This is a genomic window from Lysobacter sp. H23M47, assembly GCF_015209765.1.
Classification (GTDB): Bacteria; Pseudomonadota; Gammaproteobacteria; order Xanthomonadales; family Xanthomonadaceae; genus Novilysobacter; species Novilysobacter avium.
Map to the genome: position 1 here is coordinate 2,627,496 of NZ_CP063658.1, position 18,653 is coordinate 2,646,148.

The following is an 18,653-nucleotide window of genomic DNA, read 5'->3' on the forward strand; positions in this document are numbered from 1 at the left end:
GATGCCTGGCGATCCAGACGTATCCGTACTGTCCGGGATCGCTGCCGGCAGCGCCTGTGCAGCGAGGAGCGGGGCGGGAAGTGACCGGCATCTCAATTTCGCGCACTTTGCGGCAAGTGACAGTCGACGTCACATACTGACGCACTGCAGCATCGTGTCCGGACCAATGTGCGCGAGCCCTTTGGCCATGCATGTCGCGGCGATTTACCTGGAGGAACGCACGGAAACCCGGCGATTTTGCTGTTCACCACACAGTCATTTTTATGCTATCGCTATAGCCGACGTGGTCAGTGGGATAACGATCACGTGCCTCCTGATCGCATCCCATGCTTGATGCCAACCAAGGACATCGGGCGTGTGGTGTGACTGACGATTGGACAGACGCAATCGTCCGACCTGCGATCCGGGAGGCAGAGTTTACGGGGGGCCACCGCGGTGAGCGCGGGCTCCGAGAACCTGATGCCCCAACGAGAGAAGATCATCCATGCCCGTCTCTAAGACACCCAACAGCGCCGTTGCATCCGCCAACTCCAACCGCCACTCACTTACCCGCCGCGCCCCGCTCTACGTCGCTCTCGCCACCGTCCTGGCGATGAGCTCGGCCGGGGTCATGGCCGCGGAAACCTGCAAGACCACCGATCCGGCGAACGGCTCGGTCGCCAACGGCGCCGAGGCTCTTGCCTGCGGCGAGGGCAGCGTCGCCAGCCGCAAGGGCGCCACGGCCATTGGCGCCTACAGCAGCGCGACGGGCAAAGAGGCGACTGCGGTAGGAAACAACGCGAGCGCATCGCGCGCTTCTGCAACGGCACTGGGTGCCAACGCCACGGCAAGCTCAAAGGGCGCCACGGCAGTCGGCGCATCGGCGGAAGCCAGTGGCAGCGACTCGATCGCCACCGGCGATTCGGCCTACGCCGAAGGCGCGGGCAGCAGCGCGGTCGGCAGTGGCAGTTACGCTGGCGGAGATGAATCCACGGCGGTCGGGTATCTGGCCGAAGCCACTGCGGACAACAGCGTCGCATTGGGAGCCAACTCCCTGGCGGATCGTGCAAATACCGTGTCTGTCGGATCTGCCGGCAACGAGCGCCAGATCACCAACGTCGCCGCTGGTACCGAAGGCACCGACGCGGTGAACCTGGATCAGTTGGACGCGGTGGCTGCGGTCGCGGAAGAAACCGACCGGCACTTCAAGGCCACCGGCGACAGCGAGGCGATCGTGGATGGCGAGGACGCGGTTGCCGCAGGCAGCAACGCTTATGCCGGCGCCGACTACGCCACTGCCGTGGGCGCCAGCAGCAGCGCGTTTGGTGAAGGTGCCTCTGCTTTCGGCAGCGGCGCATTCGCATCCGGGGATTACGCCACCGCCAGCGGCTACAACGCCACCGCCACCGGCACCGACAGCCTTGCCAGCGGCAGTGGCAGCCAGGCAGCGGGTGACGACAGCACCGCCGTCGGCTCCGGCGCGGCTGCGCTTGAGGTCGGCAGCACCGCGATGGGCGCGGATGCGCAGGCTTCCGGCGCCTATGCGACCGCCAGCGGCACCGAAGCGGTCGCCTCCGGCGGCCAGGCGACCGCCAACGGCTTCCGCAGCGAAGCGGACGGCGATGGCAGCAGCGCGATCGGCGGCTATTCCAGCGCCACGGGCTTCCTTTCCTCGGCGATCGGTTACAGCACCGACGCTTCGGGTGACTACGCCACCGCCGTCGGCGTCGGCGCCGCCGCAGCCGGGGCGAGCAGCACTGCCGTCGGCGAATCGGCCGAGGCTTCCGGCCTGGAAAGCACCGCCGTGGGCGGTACCGCTTACGGGTTCTTCGCCACCGAGGCAGCAGGCGACGGCAGCGCGGCGTTTGGTAATGGCGCCTGGGCCAGCGGCGATGAGAGCACTTCGCTGGGCTGGATGAGCAGCGCCGATGGCGCCGGCTCCACCGCCGTGGGCGCCGCATCCTGGGCTTCCGAGGACGACTCCACTGCACTGGGCTACGGCGCCAACGCCGATGCAGCCAACAGCGTTGCGCTCGGTGCCGGTTCGGTGGCCGATCGCGAAAACAGCGTGTCCGTGGGTGAGGTCGGCGGCGAGCGCCAGATCACCAACGTCGCCGCCGGTACCGAGGGCACCGATGCGGTGAACCTGGACCAGCTCGACGCGGTTGCGGCCGTTGCGGACGAGACGAACAAATACTTCAAGGCGACCGGCAGCGACGACAGCGATGCTGGCTCCTACGCGGATGGAGATGACGCCACCGCCGCCGGCGAAGCCGCCAATGCTATCGGCGATGGCGCTTCCGCCTTCGGTGCCGGCGCCAACGCCATTGCGAACGGTGCCACTGCCGCGGGCTACAACTCGCTGGCACTTGGCGAGGACAGCACCGCCGTCGGCTCCGGCGCGGCCGCGCTTGAAGTCGGCAGCACCGCGATGGGCGCGGATGCAGAAGCCTCCGGTGCCTACGCCACCGCCAGCGGCACCGAAGCGGTCGCCTCCGGCGGCCAGGCGACCGCCAACGGCTTCCGCAGCGAGGCCGGCGGCGACGGCAGCAGCGCGATCGGTGGCTACTCCAGCGCCTCGGGCTTCCTGTCCTCGGCAATTGGTTACGGCACCGATGCTTCCGGTGACTACGCCACCGCTGTGGGCGTGGGCGCTGCGGCCGCGGGCGCGAGCAGCACTGCCGTCGGTGAATCGGCCGATGCTTCCGGCCTGGAAAGCACCGCCGTGGGCGGTACCGCTTACGGGTTCTTCGCCACCGAAGCCACCGGCGACGGCAGCGCCGCGTTCGGTAACGGCGCATGGGCCAGCGGCGATGAGAGCACCTCGCTGGGCTGGATGAGCAGCGCCGATGGCGCCGGCTCCACCGCCGTGGGCGCCGCATCCTGGGCCGCGGAAGACGACTCCACCGCGCTGGGCTACGGCGCCTACGCCGATGCAGCCAACAGCGTCGCGCTCGGTGCCGGTTCGGTGGCCGATCGCGAAAACAGCGTGTCCGTGGGTGAGGTCGGCGGCGAGCGCCAGATCACCAACGTCGCCGCCGGTACCGAGGGCACCGATGCGGTGAACCTGGACCAGCTCAACGAGGTGGCCGGTGTCGCCGACGAGACCAACCGCCTGTTCAAGGCCAGCGGTGACGGTGAAGCGATGGTGGATGGGGAGGACGCGGTCGCGGCAGGCAGCGATGCCTACGCCGGCGCCGACTACGCCACCGCGGTTGGCTCCAGCAGCAGCGCGTTCGGCGAAGGCGCCTCCGCGTTCGGCAGCGGCGCAGTGGCCGGCGGCGACTACGCCACCGCCAGCGGCTATAACGCGTCCGCCATGGGCAACGACAGCATCGCCAGCGGCAGTAACAGTGAGGCGAGCGGAAACTCCAGCGTGGCGGTCGGCGGACGCCGCGCCGTGCTGGATGACGACGGCAATCCAGTCCTGGATGGCGACGGCAACCCCGTCTACACCAACACGGTGGCCGCCGCGGACGACAGCACCGCGATGGGTGCCGGTGCCAACGCGTCCGAGACCGGCGCCACGGCGCTGGGCGCAGGCGCCGACGCATCGGGTGCCTACGCCACCGCCAGCGGCACCGAAGCGGTCGCATCCGGCCTGCAAAGCACCGCCATCGGCTTCCGTAGCGAGGCTACCGGCGACGGCAGCAGCGCGATCGGTGGGTATTCCAGCGCGAACAGCTTCCTCTCCTCGGCCATCGGCTACGGCGCAGAGGCCAGCAGCGACTACGCCACTGCGGTGGGCGCCACGGCATCCGCCAGCGGTGCCGACAGCACCGCGGTGGGCAGCGCCAGCATCGCCAGCGGCACCAACAGTGTCGCCGTGGGTGGGGCCCTGTTCGGAATCCTTGCCTCCGAGGCATCGGGTGATTACTCCACTGCCGTCGGCGGCGGCGCCTGGGCACCGGGCTACAGCACCACGGCACTGGGCAACGCGGCGATGGCCACCGCCGACAACAGCGTCGCCCTGGGTGCCGACTCGTACGCCGACCGGGAGAACTCCGTCTCGGTGGGCGATGTGGGCAACGAGCGCCAGATCACCAACGTCGCTGCCGGTACCGAGGACAACGATGCGGTGAACCTGGCTCAGCTCAATGAGGTTGCCGGAGTCGCCACGGAAACCAACAAGTACTTCAAGGCCAGCGGTGAGCTTGAAGCGACCGTTGACGGCGAGGACGCGGTGGCGGCGGGCAGTGACGCCTACGCCGGCGCCGACTACGCCACCGCGGTCGGCTCCAGCAGCAGCGCCTTTGGCGAGGGTGCCTCTGCGTTCGGGAGCGGCGCATTTGCATCCGGCGATTACGCCACCGCCAGCGGCTACAACGCAACCGCGAGCGGCACGGACAGCATCGCCAGCGGCAGCAGCAGCCAAGCCACCGGCAACTCCAGCGTGGCGGTCGGCGGACGCCGCGCGGTGATGGATGACGATGGCAACCCGGTGCTCGATGGCGATGGGAATCCCCTCTACACCAACACCGTGGCATCGGCCGACGACAGCACCGCGATCGGTGCAGGTGCGAACGCGTCCGAGACCGGCGCCACGGCGCTGGGCGCAGGCGCCGACGCATCGGGTGCCTACGCCACCGCCAGCGGCACCGAAGCGGTCGCCTCCGGCGGCCAGGCGACCGCCAACGGCTTCCGCAGCGAGGCCAGCGGTGACGGCAGCAGCGCGATCGGTGGCTACTCCAGCGCCTCGGGCTTCCTGTCCTCGGCAATTGGTTACGGCACCGATGCTTCCGGTGACTACGCCACCGCCGTCGGCGTCGGCGCCGCCGCGGCGGGCGCGAGCAGCACTGCCGTCGGCGAATCGGCCGACGCTTCCGGCCTGGAAGGCACCGCCGTAGGCGGTACCGCCTACGGATTCATCGCCACCGAAGCCACCGGCGATGGCAGTGCCGCGTTCGGTAACGGCGCATGGGCCAGCGGCGATGAGAGCACTTCGCTGGGCTGGATGAGCAGCGCCGATGGCGCCGGCTCCACCGCCGTGGGCGCCGCATCCTGGGCCGCGGAAGACGACTCCACCGCGCTAGGCTACGGCGCCTACGCCGATGCAGCCAACAGCGTCGCGCTCGGTGCCGGCTCGGTGGCCGATCGCGAAAACAGCGTCTCCGTGGGCGAAGTCGGCGGCGAGCGCCAGATCACCAACGTCGCCGCCGGTACCGAGGGCACCGATGCGGTGAACCTGGACCAGCTCAACGAGGTGGCCGGTGTCGCCGACGAGACCAACCGCCTGTTCAAGGCCAGCGGCGAAGGCGAAGCCATCGTCGACGGTGAGGACGCGGTTGCGGCAGGGAGCAATGCCTACGCCGGCGCCGACTACGCCACCGCGGTTGGCTCCAGCAGCAGCGCGTTCGGCGAAGGCGCCTCCGCGTTCGGCAGCGGCGCAGTGGCCGGCGGCGACTACGCCACCGCCAGCGGCTATAACGCGTCCGCCATGGGCAACGACAGCATCGCCAGCGGCAGCAACAGTGAGGCGAGCGGAAACTCCAGCGTGGCGGTCGGCGGACGCCGCGCCGTGCTGGATGACGACGGCAATCCAGTCCTGGATGGCGACGGCAACCCCGTCTACACCAACACGGTGGCCGCCGCGGACGACAGCACCGCGATGGGTGCCGGTGCCAACGCGTCCGAGACCGGCGCCACGGCGCTGGGCGCAGGCGCCGACGCATCGGGTGCCTACGCCACCGCCAGCGGCAGCGAGGCCGTCGCCTCGGGCCTGCAAAGCACCGCCAACGGCTTCCGTAGCGAGGCTACCGGCGACGGCAGCAGCGCGATCGGTGGGTATTCCAGCGCGAACAGCTTCCTCTCCTCGGCCATCGGCTACGGCGCAGAGGCCAGCAGCGACTACGCCACTGCGGTGGGCGCCACGGCATCCGCCAGCGGTGCCGACAGCACCGCGGTGGGCAGCGCCAGCATCGCCAGCGGCACCAACAGTGTCGCCGTCGGTGGGGCCCTGTTTGGAATCCTTGCCTCCGAGGCATCGGGTGATTACTCCACTGCCGTCGGCGGCGGCGCCTGGGCACCGGGCTACAGCACCACGGCACTGGGCAACGCGGCGATGGCCACCGCCGACAACAGCGTCGCCCTGGGTGCCGACTCGTACGCCGACCGGGAGAACTCCGTCTCGGTGGGCGATGTGGGCAACGAGCGCCAGATCACCAACGTCGCTGCCGGTACCGAGGACAACGATGCGGTGAACCTGGCCCAGCTCAATGCCATCGCCGGTGTTGCCGACGAAACCAGTCGCCTGTTCAAGGCTAGCGGTGAAGGCGAGGCCGTCGTCGATGGCGAAGATGCGGTCGCTGCCGGCAGTGATGCCCTGGCCGAGGGTGACTACACGGTCGCACTGGGCGCCAGCAGCACTGCGATCGGCGAAGGTGCCAGCGCGATGGGCTCCGGCGCCACCGCGCTGGGTGATCAAGCCACTGCGAGCGGCTTCAACGCCGTTGCCGCAACCGACGGAGCCAGCGCCTACGGTGCCGGCAGTGCCGCGGCGGGCGAAGCTGCCACGGCAACCGGCGCCTACAGCAGCGCGTCCGGCGAGCTCGCAACCGCGACCGGCTCGGAAAGCGAAGCGTCAGGCTACCTCGCCACGGCAACGGGAGCGGGTTCCGTCGCCAACGGCGATGGCAGTGTGGCAACCGGCGCACTGAGCGAGGCATCGGGCGTTGAATCCACCGCCTCGGGCTTCTACAGCGCAGCCAGCGGCGACGCTGCAACCGCCTTGGGTGCGGAATCCTACGCCAGCGGCGTTGAGTCGGTAGCAGCGGGCTTCCTTGCCGAGGCCAGCGGCGACGTCGCCACGGCAGTCGGTGCGGAATCCATCGCGAGTGGACTGGCATCCGCAGCGGTCGGAGCATTCGCCGAAGCCAGTGGCGACTTCACCACCGCGGTGGGCGCTTTGTCCGCCGCCACCGGCTACAACAGCACCGCGCTCGGCAGTGCCGCCGAGGCCGAGGGTGAGGACGCCACTGCACTGGGTTCCGACAGCCTTGCCGAAGCCGACGGCAGTGTCGCGCTGGGCGCCGGCTCCTACGCGGACCGTGCCGATACGGTCTCGGTTGGCAGCAGCGGCAACGAGCGGCAGATCACCAATGTCGCCGCTGGCAGCATGGACACGGACGCGGCCAATATGGCGCAGATGGGAGCCATGGCCAGCGCCTTGGGCGGCGGCGCCGGGTTCTCCGGCGGCGTGTTCAGCGCACCCAGCTATATGATCCAGGGCACTACCTACGGCAACGTGGGAGATGCCTTCTCCGCCGTGGATGGCCGCTTGACCTCGCTGCAAAACAGCGTTGACAACTTCACCGGACCGCAGGGGCCGGCAGGCCCACAGGGCCCACAGGGCCCGATCGGCCCGACCGGGCCGACGGGACCGCAGGGTGCGGACGGCCCGACGGGGCCGTCGGGTCCCACTGGACCGACCGGTCCGCAGGGTCCCAAGGGCGACAGCATCGTTGGCGATACCGGCCCACAGGGTCCCCAGGGGCCGACCGGACCGACGGGTCCCACCGGTCCCACCGGGCCTAATGGCCCCATCGGACCGACCGGTCCGCAGGGTCCCAAGGGCGACAGCATCGTTGGCGATACCGGCCCACAGGGTCCGCAGGGCCCTCAAGGGCCACAGGGTGTTGCCGGGCAGGACAGTGATCTGTTCCGGGGCGAGGGGACGGGACTGGCCATCGGGGAAGGCAGCATCGCCGTCGACGAGAACGACACGGCGATCGGCAACCACGCGATCGTCGGCGCTGCCAACAGCACCGCGCTGGGCAACAACAGCAACGTGGATGCCGCCGCGAGCAATGCGGTGGCCATCGGTGCGGATACGGATGTCACCGCGAGTGGCGGCGCGGCCCTGGGCCAGCGAGCCTCGGTGACGGCGCAGGGCGCGGTTGCCCTCGGCCAGGAATCGGTCGCCGACGAAGCCAACACGGTCTCGGTAGGCTCGGCCACCAATCAGCGCCGGGTCACGAACGTCGCTGCGGGCACCCAGGCCAACGATGCCGCCAATGTCGGCCAGATGCAGGCCGCCAGTGCTGCGACGCTGGATGCATCGCGCAGCTACACCGACACCACCGCCACGCAGACGCTGAACGCGTCGTACAACTACACCGACACCAGCACGACCAACGCGCTGAACTCGGCCAAGGCGTACACCGACCAGCGCATGACCGTCATCACGGACGACTTCAACATGCTCCGCGGTGAAGTGAACGATCGCTTCTACGAGGTCGACAAGCGCTTCGACCAGATGGGCGCGATGAGCGCGGCGATGCTGAATATGGCCACCAGCGCCGCCGGCGTGCGCACCCAGAACCGGGTGGGCGTGGGCGTGGGCGTGCAGGGGGGCCAGGCCGCCCTGTCGCTGGGTTACCAGCGGGCCCTGTCTGACCGCGCCACGGTCACCTTTGGCGGTGCGATGAGCGGTGACGACACCTCTGTCGGCGCCGGTGTCGGTTTCGGCTGGTAAGCGGTGGCGTCGCGGGTTCCGGCCCGCGACGCCAACCTCTGATTTTGTGATTGCCGCTCGTGTTTCAAATCTTTGCTCCTGATCCTGCAACTGTTCCAAGCACCGCTTCGTGCAACACCTGACAAACACCACAACCAGGAAGAACCAGATGACTCGCAAGAACCCATCGTTCCGCATCAGCCTGCTCGCCACCGCGGTTGCCGTCACCCTCGCCGCCCCCGCAGCGATGGCCGCCAGTCCGACCAAGCTGGAGACCCGTGAGGCCCCCAGTGCCGCCCCCGCCGCCGCTCCGGGCGCGCGATTGATCGTCACCTACCGCGACGCCGCGGCCCCCAAATCCGTCAAGTTGCGCACCGTCAACAACGCGGCTGCGCGCAGCCGTTCCATGACGACCGCTTCGGCGCGCACCGGCAGCAAGGCGCCCTCGGCGATGCTGATGCGCAAGCTCGCTGTCGGCGCCGACCTGATCCGTCTGGACCGCAAGCTGGGTGTGGCCGAACTCAACACCCTGGTGCGCGAACTGAAGGCCGATCCGGCTGTCGTCTCGGTGGAGATCGACGAGCTGATGCAGCACACCGGCACGGCGCGCATCAAGACCGACGTGCAGCCGCAGCTGACTCCCAATGACCCGTATTACGCGCAGTACAACTGGCACCTGCAGGACAATGCGGGCGGCATCCGCGCGCCGTCGGCCTGGGACGTCTCCACTGGCGAGGGCGTGGTCGTCGCGGTGATCGACACCGGCATCGTCGACCATCCCGACATGAACGCGAACATGCTGTTTGGCTACGACTTCATCACGGACGCGTTCGTATCCCGTCGTGGAACCGACGATCGTGCGCCCGGTGCGCATGACTACGGCGACTGGAACGACGATGCTGCCCAGTGCCAGGTGAGTGGAAGTTCTTTCCACGGCACGCACGTCGCCGGCACGGTGGCCGAGCTGACCAACAACGGCGTTGGCATGGCGGGTATCGCCCACAACGCCAAGGTCCTTCCGATCCGCGCCCTGGGTCGCTGCGGCGGCTACACCTCCGATATCGCCGACGCCATTGTCTGGGCGGCGGGTGGCGAAGTGCCCGGCGTCCCGACCAACCCCAATCCGGCCGAGATCATCAACATGAGCCTGGGCGGATCGGGCTCGTGCAAATCGATCAGCCAGACGGCGATCAACCAGGCCGTCGCCCTGGGCACCACCGTCGTGGTTGCCGCGGGCAACAGCAACTCGGAAGTGGCCAACTTCAGTCCTGCCAGCTGCGACAGCGTGATTTCCGTCGCCGCCGGCCGGATCACCGGTGGCCGCGCTTCCTACTCCAACTTCGGCGCCAAGATCGACCTGACCGCCCCGGGCGGCGGTGGCGGCGCGGACGGCAACCCGAACGGCTATGTGTGGCAGGCAGCCAACAACTCCGATACTTCACCGGAGGAAGGCGAGCCCAGCTACATGGGCATGGCAGGCACCTCGATGGCGTCGCCGCACGTGGCCGGCGTTGCCGCACTGGTGCAGAGCGCGGTCGTAGCCGCTGGTGGGGCGCCCAAGACCCCGGCGGAGCTCGAAGCGATCCTGGTCCAGAGCGCACGTGCGTTCCCGGCCACGCCCGACAAGCCGATCGGCAGCGGGTTGCTGGACGCCCCGGCCGCTCTGGCCAAGGCGATGGAGGTCCCGTGTGACCCCGACGTAGAAGAGTGCGCACCTGACGCGATCGAGCTGACCAACATGGTTCCGGTTGGCAACCTGTCGGGTACCTCGGGCACGGAGACGCTCTTCAGCTTCGAAGTTCCCGCGGGCACGAACCTGTTCAACCTGATGACCTACGGCGGCACCGGCAACGCCAGTGTCTATGTCAGCGCCGACGAAGCACCTTCGGCAGACGCGTATGACTACAAGTCGACGCGTCCGGGCAACAACGAGACCGTGCGCGTGCGCAACCCGCAAGCCACCACGTATTACATCCTCGTGACGGGCAGCTACAACGGCATGACCATCCAGGCGCGCGCGAACTGATCCACAAGCGCCACATGTAGAACAGGACCCCGGCTCCGGCCGGGGTTTTTTTGTGCCCGGAAAGCCGGCACGCGTGCTCGGCTACACTTCCATGACCTTCATCGATGGGGAGCCTGTTCCATGCGCCGCCACCTGCCTGCATTCCCCGTCCTGGGTGCGCTGTTCCTGCTCTCCGGCTGCCAGCACATCGCCACCGTACCGGTCGGAAAAACTCCGGGATCCACCGGCAGTGCGGCCATCACGACGCCGGCCGCCGATGACAACCTGCACGCCGTCACCTGGATGCAGACCTCGGCCGAATACCGGGCCAATTCGATCCAGACCTACCGCGCCGCACTCGCGCAGTTGGATGCCGCCCTGGCCGATCCGCAGTGGGATGCGCTGGTGCCGGAAGACCGCGTCGTTCCCGCCATCGGCCTTGAGCCGGCGGTGGTGGTCGACATCGACGAGACGGTACTGGACAACTCGCCCTACCAGGTCCGGCTGATCCGCTCCGGGCTCGCCTACGACGACGCGACCTGGGCGCAATGGGTCGCCGAGCAGAGCGCGCGCCCGGTACCCGGGTCCGTGGAGTTCGCCCAGGCCGCGGATGCACGCGGCATCACCGTGATCTACCTTTCCAACCGCACCCTCGACCAGCGCGCGGCCAGCCTGGCCAACCTGCGCGCGCTTGGCTTCCCGGTGGCCGACGAGTCGGTGTACCTGGGCAAGGGCATGCCGGTCGAGGGCTGCCAGCAGTCCTCGGGCAGCGAGAAGCATTGCCGTCGCCAGTGGGTGAGCCGCAAGTACCGGGTTCTGATGCAGTTTGGTGACCAACTCGGCGATTTCGTCCAGCCGCGTCCCAACACCGCCGAGAACCGCGCCGCGCTCATGAATCGGCATGGCAGCTGGTTCGGCGAGCGCTGGTGGATGCTGGCCAACCCAAGTTACGGCGACTGGCAACCGGCTCTGTTCGACAACGATTGGAGCCTGCCCCCCGCTGTGCAACGTGCGGCCAAACAACGTGCACTGGATGCGCGCGACTGATCCAGCGTCGCTCGCCGCAGCAGCTCAATCAGCCATTCCGCGACTGGCTTGGCTTGTGGCCGACGCCACGCACACCCAAGATGGCCGATTGCGACTGGGGAGCCGCAACCCATGACCCTGATTCGACGCAGTGTTTTCGCGCCCGCGCACTATACGGCGGCGATCGTACTCGCCGCCGCCATCATTGCCAGCGGCTGCAACCGCAATCCGGAACGAGCATCCGTCGCATCCACCGGCGACACGCCCGTGGCAGCGGTCAATCAACTCGTCAAGGACCTGCGCGACAACGACCTGGTGGCTTACGCCGAACACGCGCTGCCGCCCAAGCTCCACCAGGAGGTTGCAATGGCATGGTCGGAAGGCCGCACGACCTGGCCGCTGTCGGGACTGCCTCTGAGCGAGCAACTGCCTGGTTTCATCACTACCCTGGCCGAACCCGAGGCTGAGAAGACCCTGCTGGCCGCCTTCCGTCGCCAGTTCTCTGGTGCCGACCGCGAACTGCGCACTGCGGCTTCGACGCTGGGGTTGTTCGCCGCGCAGTACGTGCAGCGCAGCAGCAGCTACAGCGACGTTGAGCGCGAACACTACGTGCAGTTGATCGTCGCGCTCAGCAACTGGGGAAAAAATGCCCCGCTTGCCGATCCGTCACTGGCGAAAGTCGCCGTGCCGCAGCTGGTCGCTGCCGCGCGCCTGACGGGACTTGGGCAGCCCGGCGCGCTGCGCCAGGCCGGCATGCAACGCAGCCTGACCCGCCTGGGCCCATTCCTGTCCCGGCTGAAGGTCGTCCTGGATCCGTATGGCCTGGATATCGATGCCACCCTGGACGGCGCCCAGGCCCGCCTGATCGAACAAACCGGTGACACCGCGAAGGTCCGCCTAGATTACACCCTGGCTGGGGAAGCGGTGGACGCGCAAATCCTCCTCGAGCGCCGCGATGGGCGCTGGTACCTGAGCAACCTGCTTCGCCACGCCGAGGCACAGGCTGTGGCCCCGTCTCCGGCAGCGACACCGGCAGGGCGCGAGGCCCTGTCCAAGCCGCTGCCGCACTGAAACGCGGTCGCGGCCAGCGAACCGGCATAATGGCGCCGATGCCAAACCAGCCCCCCCTGCCCTTCTCTCCGGAGGATCAACCGGCTCCCGACGACGCGGCGATGACCCGCAGCGACGGGTCCGGCGACCAAGCTCCCGGCGAGGCCACCAGCGCGTTCGAACCGGGTGCAACCCTGGGTGGCGATTCCGTGTCGGTGGACGCCGGGGACGCGCCCGCGCCTGCCGTGCCACGCGCCGTCAGCCGCCGGCCTTGGTGGGCGCGGCTGCTGGGAGGGCTGCTGTCGCCGTGGATTTCCCTCACGGTCGAGCCGGCGAACCCGCTCAGCCATGCGCCGGAACTGGGCGAGAAGCCCGTGTGCTACGTCATCGAGCACTACGGCATGTCCAACGCCCTGATCCTGGACCAGGCCTGTCGCCGCCAGGGCCTGCCTTCGCCTCTGCGGCCATTGCCGGGCGACCCGCTGGGCCGCAAACGCGCCTACGTCGCCCTGTCGCGGCGCAACGCAAGCGCGCTGGGACCTTTGCAGCATCCTCTCAGCCCGCAGCAACCCACCTCCAAGAGCCACTCCACCTCGCTGGCACGCCTGCTTGACGCGCATCGCGACGACCCCGCGCTGGATGTGCAACTGGTACCCGTGTCGATCTTCGTCGGCCGCGCCCCGGACAAGACCAGTGGCTGGTTCTCGGTGCTGTTCTCGGAAAACTGGGCGCTGGTGGGGCGCTTCCGCCGTTTCCTGGCGATCCTGCTCAATGGCCGCAGCACCACCGTGCGATTTGCCCCGCCGATAAGCCTGCGCGGGATCATTGCCGAGGACCTGCCGGCCGAGCGCACCGTGCGCAAGCTTTCGCGCGTGCTGCGAACCCATTTCCGCCGCATCCGCGCCGCGGTGATCGGGCCGGACCTGTCGACCCGCCGCCTGCTGGTGGACAAGGTATTGGCGACCGACTCGGTCAAGGATGCGATTGCCGACCAGGCGCGGCGCGACAATTCCACGCCCGCCGAGGCGTGGAAGAAGGCACATGGCTACGCCTATGAAATCGCCGCGGACTACTCCCACCCCGTGGTGCGTTCGGCCAGCTTCCTGCTGACACCGGTGTGGAACCGGATCTACCGCGGCGTGCTGGTCCACCATCTGGACACGCTCAAGCAGGCCGCGCCCGGCCACGAGGTGATCTATGTGCCCTGCCACCGCAGCCACATGGATTACCTGCTGTTGAGCTACCTGCTCTACACCCGCGGCATCGTGCCGCCGCATATCGTCGCCGGCATCAACCTCAACCTGCCGGTCATCGGCACGCTGTTGCGCAAGGGCGGCGCCTTCTTCATCCGCCGCAGCATCCGCGGCAGCGCGCTGTACTCCACCGTGCTCAGCGAGTACGTCGCCAAGCTGGTCTCGGGCGGCTACTCGATCGAGTATTTCGTCGAGGGCGGGCGCTCACGCACCGGCCGCCTGCTGCCGCCCAAGGGCGGAATGGTATCGATGACGGTGCGCGCGTTCCTGCGCCAGCCCACCCGCCCGGTGCTTTTCCAGCCGGTCTACATCGGCTACGAGAAGCTGATGGAAGGCAACAGCTACCTGGACGAGCTGTCGGGGAAGCCGAAAAAAGGCGAGTCGGTCTGGCAGTTGCTGGGCGGCATTCCGAAGGTGCTGCGCTCCAACTACGGCCAGGTGGTGGTCAACTTCGGCGAGCCGATCAAGCTCGACGAGGTGCTGGCCGAGCACGCACCGGAATGGGACGGCAAATCGCTGCGCGACGACGAGAAGCCGGCCTGGCTGTCGGGCGCCGTCGACTCGCTGGCCCAGCGCATCCAGGTCAACGTCAATCGCGCCGCCGACGTCAACCCGATCAACCTGCTGGCACTGGCGCTGCTTTCCACGCCCAAGCACGCAATGGGCGAAGGCGACCTGCTCGCCCAGATCGCCCTGTCAAAGACGCTGCTGGCCGAACTGCCCTACTCCGACCGCGTCACCGTGACCCCGCACACGCCTCCCCAGATCATCGCCCACGGCGAGGACATCGGCGTGCTGACCCGCACCGCGCATCCCCTGGGCGACGTGTTGCTGGTGGCCGGCGACCAGGCGGTCCTGCTGAGCTATTTCCGCAACAACGTGGTGCATCTGTTCACCGCGACCTCGTGGATCGCCTGCTGTTTCCAGAACAACCGGCGGATGGCGCAGGAAAGCGTCCTGCGACTGGGTCGCAGCGTTTACCCGTTCCTGCAAACCGAGCTGTTCCTGCCATGGAGCGAGGAGGAGTTCGTCCAGCGCCTGACCCGCACCATCGATGTGTTCGTGCGCGAAGGCCTGCTGGAGCGCGTCAACGACGAGGAAGGCGGCATCCTGGCCCGCAACGCCGGCCAGACCGACGAGGTGTTCCGCCTGCGCGCCATCGGCCATTCGCTGCAGCAGGCCTTCGAGCGCTACTACATCACCATCTCGGTGCTGGTGAAGAACGGCAGCGGCACCCTGTCCACCGGCCAGCTGGAGAGCCTTTGCCAACTGGCCGCGCAGCGGCTGAGCCTGCTGTATGCGCCGGCGGCTCCGGAATTCTTCGACAAGACCCTGTTCCGCGGCTTCATCCAGAAACTGCGTGAGCTGGGCCTGGTCCGGCTGGACGAGAACGCCAAGCTCGTGTTCGAGCTGCCGCTGGAAGCCTGGGCGCGCGATGCACGCTTCATCCTGGGCCGGGAACTGCGCCACAGCATCGAGAAGGTGAGCCCTGAAGCAGCACGCACGGGAGAGGATGCCGGCGCCGTCGAATGAGTGCGGCACTTCCGCCGACCTGCTTTGCCGGCGGACGCGCCCAGGGCTAGGATGAAACGTGGCGATCGGCACAGTCGCGAACCGAACGCCCGAAGCAGTCGTTGAAGTGCATCCAACGCGACCCCTGACCGAGGTTGCCGCCATGTCTTCATCGCCCGCTCCGTCGCCCCACGCCCAGCCCAAGTCCACCAGCCCGCGTCCCGCGCCCGCCGTCCCTGTCCTGGACACCGCGCCACAGCAGCTGGTGGCGGGACTGCTGGGCAAGGCCGACATCCGCGTCAACGGCGACCGTCCGTGGGACATGCAGTTGCACGACCCGGCCGCGCTCGAGCGCGCGCTGGCCGAAGGCAACCTCGGTCTGGGCGAGGCCTACATGGCCGGCGCCTGGGACTGCGAACAACTCGATGTCTTCTTCGAGCGCCTGTTGCGCGCGCACCTGGATCGCGAAGTCCATCCGGCCCGCATCGCCTGGCACGCGTTGCAGGTACGCATGTTCAACCGCCAGAACCGCACCCGGGCCTGGCAGGTCGGCAAGGCCCACTACGACTTGGGCAACGATTTCTACCAAGCCATGCTCGACCCGCGCATGGTGTATTCCTGCGGCTACTGGAAGGACGCCACCGATCTGGCGTCCGCGCAGGAGGCCAAGCTCGAGCTGATCTGCCGCAAGCTTGGCCTGCAGCCGGGGATGCGCGTGCTGGACATCGGCTGCGGCTGGGGCAGCTTCATGGGCTACGCGGCCGAGCGCTACGGCGTGCAATGCATCGGCGTGACCGTGTCCACGGAGCAAACGCGCTACGCGCAGCAGCGCTACGCCGGACTGCCGATGGAATTCCGCCTCCAGGACTACCGCGAACTGGACGGCGGGAGCCTGGGTGGCCGGGTGGACCGCATCGTCAGCGTCGGCATGTTCGAGCACGTGGGCCACAAGAACCACCGCGAGTACATGGAGGTGGCGCAACGCTGCCTGGCCTCCGACGGCCTGTTCCTGCTGCACACGATCGGCAAGAATGAACGCGATGCCACGCCGGATCGCTGGATCGACAAGCACATCTTCCCCAACGGCGAGACGCCCTCGATCGGCCAGATGGGTGACGCCATCGATGGCCTGTTCATCGCCGAGGACGTGCACAATTTCGGCGCCGACTATGACCGCACGTTGATGGCATGGCACGCCAATTTCGAAGCCGCCTGGCCGCGTTTCGCCGATCGACTGGATGACGCATTCCAGCGCAAATGGCGCTATTACCTGCTTTCCTGCGCAGGCGCGTTCCGGGCCCGGGAACTGCAGTTGTGGCAGTGGGTGCTCTCGCCCGAGGGCGTTGCGGGGGGCTATCGCCGGCTCAGCTGAGAAGGTGATCCGGGGCCACGGCCAGCCTTTGACTGCACCGATCCCGATCCCGCGCCTGCGCTGGGCCGCTCGCATGCGCCGCGTTTTGCTGCTTTCGGTGGTGGTCGGGCTGACGGGGTGCGTACTGGAGTACAGCGAAGAGGATCTGGTGCGGTCGATGCCTGCGCCGGCTCCCTCCATCAGCGAGCTGAAGAGCGAGTTCCCGTCCTTCGACGCGGTGGAGGAACACGTTCGTGTTGCCGGCGACGCGGAGCTCTACGTGCTGCGCCTGATCCGCCGCGACGCGATGGCGACCGTCCTGTATTTCGGCGGCAACGCGTATCGCACCGGCCTGATGGGGGGCCGCACCGCCGCCAGCTACGCAGCCCTGCCGGTCAACCTGGTGCTGGTGGACCATCGCGGCTACGGAGCAAGCTCCGGAATACCCGGTATCGATGCGCTGATGGCAGACGCGCTGATCGTGTACGACCACCTGCGCGCGGACCAGGCGCTGGCGCACCTGCCGCTGATCGTGCACGGTCAATCACTGGGAAGCTTCCTGGCCGGTCACGTGGCCGCCACGAGAACATTCGATGGGCTTGTGCTGGAAAGCTCGGTGACCTCCACCGAGGACTGGGTGGCACATGCCCGGCGCCAACAACCGTGGTGGCAGCGGATCCTGGTGCGTCGGGTGGATATTGCACCGGAACTGGCGGGGCGCGGCAATCTGGAGGTCGCGCGCCAACTCGATGAGCCGGTGCTGCTTGTCGTTGGCGAACTCGACCCGCTGACACCGCCCGCGTTTTCGGGGGCCCTGTACGAGGCGGCGCCGCTGGCAAAGGAACACAAGGAGCTTCTGGTCGTGCCGGGCTTGGCGCACAACGACGCAACGGCAAGCCCCGCGTTCGAGGACGCGATGCGGAATTTCGTCGAACGTGTCCGCGGAGACTGGACGGATCCGGAGAGACGCGGCGCCCCGTAAACCTGCACCACCCGGTCGGACCGGATGCCCACAGCCCGATGCCGGCATCTCCCGCAGGGCGGGCCGGTAGAATGCCCGGTCCGAAGTCGCAAGACCCGCACGCCCAACCTGGATTCCGCCCGCATGTTTTTCCGCAACCTGACCCTGTTCCGCTTCCCCACCTCCACCAAGCTCGATGACCTGGATGCAGGCCTTCAGGAGTGCGCGCTCAAGCCGGTCGGCGCGCTGGAGCTGTCATCGCGCGGCTTTGTCTCGCCCATCGGTCGCGACGGCGAGGAGCTCTCGCAGCGCCAGGGCGACGCGATCTGGCTGACCGTGGGCGGGGAGGACCGCCTGCTGCCCGGCGCCGTGGTCAACGACATGCTGGCCCGCAAGCTGGACGAGATCGAGCAGACCGAGGGCCGCAAGCCCGGCGGCCGCACCCGCAAGCGCCTCAAGGACGAGTTGATCACCGAACTGATGCCGCGCGCCTTCATCAAGCCCAGCCGCACCGATGCATTGCTGGACCTGGAGCACGGCATCCTCGTCGTCGACAGCTCCAGCCGCAAGAGCGCGGAGAACGTGGCCTCCGAGATCCGCCGCGCACTGGGCAGCTTTCCGGCCATGCCGCTGAACCCGGAGATCGCGCCGCGCTCGATCCTGACCGGCTGGGTCGCCGGCGAGCCGCTGCCCGAAGGGCTGGGCATCGGCGATGAGTGCGAGCTGCGCGATCCGGCCGAGCACGGCGCGGTGGTCAAGGTGCAGCGCATGGACCTGGACAACGACGAGATCGCCAAGCACCTGGAAACGGGCAAGCAGGTCACCCGCCTGGCGCTGACGCTGGATGACCACGTCTCCTTCGTGCTTGGCGAGGACCTGATCGTGCGCAAGTTCAAGCTGCTCGATGGCGCGGTGGACCAGCTGGAGTCCACCGACCACGACGACGTGCGCGCGGAGATGGAAGCCCGCTTCGCGCTCATGAGCGGGGAGGTCAAGCGCCTGTTCGCGGTGTTGCAGTCGGCCTTCAAGCTCAGCGCGGCCGACTGAGGCGCGGGGCGCAGGCA

General features: G+C 68.2%; 8 protein-coding genes. All 8 read left to right on the top strand.

What is annotated here, in order from left to right:
- The first annotated feature begins 484 nt into the window (after window positions 1-484).
- Complete coding sequence (locus INQ43_RS12950) at window positions 485-8,452, top strand: cell surface protein (RefSeq protein WP_228062519.1); 7,968 nt, start codon at window positions 485-487, stop codon at window positions 8,450-8,452.
- A gap of 148 nt (window positions 8,453-8,600) precedes the next feature.
- Window positions 8,601-10,457 carry a S8 family peptidase gene (locus tag INQ43_RS11905; RefSeq protein ID WP_194036578.1) on the top strand — a complete coding sequence of 619 codons (1,857 nt, stop codon included), beginning with the start codon at window positions 8,601-8,603 and terminating at the stop codon, window positions 10,455-10,457.
- Window positions 10,458-10,577: 120 nt separating this feature from the next.
- Entirely contained in the window at window positions 10,578-11,483 is a 906-nt protein-coding gene (locus INQ43_RS11910; protein ID WP_194036579.1) for an HAD family acid phosphatase, read from the top strand.
- Between the two features lie 111 nt (window positions 11,484-11,594).
- The gene (locus INQ43_RS11915) at window positions 11,595-12,533 is read left to right on the top strand and encodes a hypothetical protein (RefSeq protein ID WP_194036580.1); all 939 of its coding nucleotides are present in this window, start codon (window positions 11,595-11,597) and stop codon (window positions 12,531-12,533) included.
- 29 nt (window positions 12,534-12,562) lie between these two features.
- On the top strand, window positions 12,563-15,298 hold the full coding sequence (gene plsB / locus INQ43_RS11920; protein WP_194036581.1) for a glycerol-3-phosphate 1-O-acyltransferase PlsB: 2,736 nt from the start codon (window positions 12,563-12,565) through the stop codon (window positions 15,296-15,298).
- A gap of 220 nt (window positions 15,299-15,518) precedes the next feature.
- Window positions 15,519-16,649 (top strand): cyclopropane fatty acyl phospholipid synthase, encoded by a 1,131-nt coding sequence (gene cfa, locus INQ43_RS11925; RefSeq protein WP_228062698.1) that lies wholly within the window; start codon window positions 15,519-15,521, stop codon window positions 16,647-16,649.
- Window positions 16,650-16,677: 28 nt separating this feature from the next.
- Window positions 16,678-17,610 (top strand): alpha/beta hydrolase, encoded by a 933-nt coding sequence (locus tag INQ43_RS11930; RefSeq protein WP_194036583.1) that lies wholly within the window; start codon window positions 16,678-16,680, stop codon window positions 17,608-17,610.
- 123 nt (window positions 17,611-17,733) lie between these two features.
- Window positions 17,734-18,636: a recombination-associated protein RdgC gene (locus INQ43_RS11935; RefSeq protein ID WP_194036584.1), complete on the top strand. Its 903-nt coding sequence runs from the start codon at window positions 17,734-17,736 to the stop codon at window positions 18,634-18,636.
- Window positions 18,637-18,653: the final 17 nt, after the last annotated feature.